Annotated in this window: 1 protein-coding gene and 1 pseudogene; both read left to right on the forward strand. The window is 69.0% G+C overall.

Features of this window, described 5'->3' with window-relative positions:
- Positions 1 to 268, forward strand: a 268-nt coding sequence (locus CGX12_RS20010; RefSeq protein WP_217898218.1) for a TolC family protein, incomplete at its 5' end; no start/stop codon positions are given.
- Between the two features lie 8 nt (positions 269 to 276).
- Positions 277 to 969, forward strand: a pseudogene (locus CGX12_RS19305) (efflux RND transporter periplasmic adaptor subunit); the annotation flags it as partial.

A 969-nucleotide genomic window follows, 5' to 3' on the forward strand; every position in this document is an offset into this window, starting at 1 on the left:
AAGGAGCCAGGAGCAGGCCGTGCACGGCCTGGTGGCCCGGCGGGACGGCAGCCGGCAGCAGCTGGAACTGCTGCGGCACAGCCTGCTGCCCCAGGCGGAGCTGACCTTCGAATCGGCGCTGGCGGGGTACGCCACCGGCCGGGTGGAATTTGCCATGCTGCTGGATGCCCAGCAACAGATCCGCCGGCTCGGCCAGGACCAACTGATGGCCGAAGTGGCACGCTTCCGGGCCGAAAACGCCCTGCTGACCCTGACAGGAGAACAATGATGAAAGCCATGTCCACACTGCTGCTGTCGGCGGCGGGGCTGATGCTGGCGGGCGGCGGCTACTGGCTGGGCCAGCAGCAGGTCGCCCCTGCGCCCCAGGCGGCCGATGCCGGCCCCCGCATCCTCTATTACCGCAATCCCATGGGGCTGCCCGACACCTCGCCGGTGCCGAAGAAGGATCCCATGGGCATGGATTATCTCCCGGTGTTCGAGCACGAGCCGGCCGCAGAACCGGCCGGGCGCATCCTCTATTACCGCAATCCCATGGGCTTGCCCGACACCTCGCCGGTGCCGAAGAAGGATCCCATGGGCATGGATTACATCCCCGTTTATGCCAGCGAGGTGACCGGCCCCAACCAGGTCAGGGTGTCCGCCGACAAGGTGCAGAAGCTGGGGGTCAGGACCGAAAGGGTGCAGGAGCGCGACTTCAGCCGCAACTTGCGGGCGGTGGCGACCCTGGAGCCGGACGAGGGCGCCCTGTTCTCGGTGGCGCCCCGTTTCGAGGGCTGGGTCGAACGGCTGCTGGTGAAGGAAACCGGCCTGCGGGTGGAGGCCGGCCAGCCGTTGTTCGAGGTATACAGCCCCGAGCTCTACGCCGCCGCCCAGGAATACCGCCTGGCGCACCGGGGCCTGCAACGGCTGGCCGGGGGTGACGAGGCGCTGCGCCGGGGGCTGGCCCAGCTGGCCGACAGCAGCCTGCGC

The sequence above is a fragment of the Zobellella denitrificans genome, assembly GCF_002237365.1.
Lineage (GTDB): Bacteria > Pseudomonadota > Gammaproteobacteria > Enterobacterales > Aeromonadaceae > Oceanimonas > Oceanimonas denitrificans.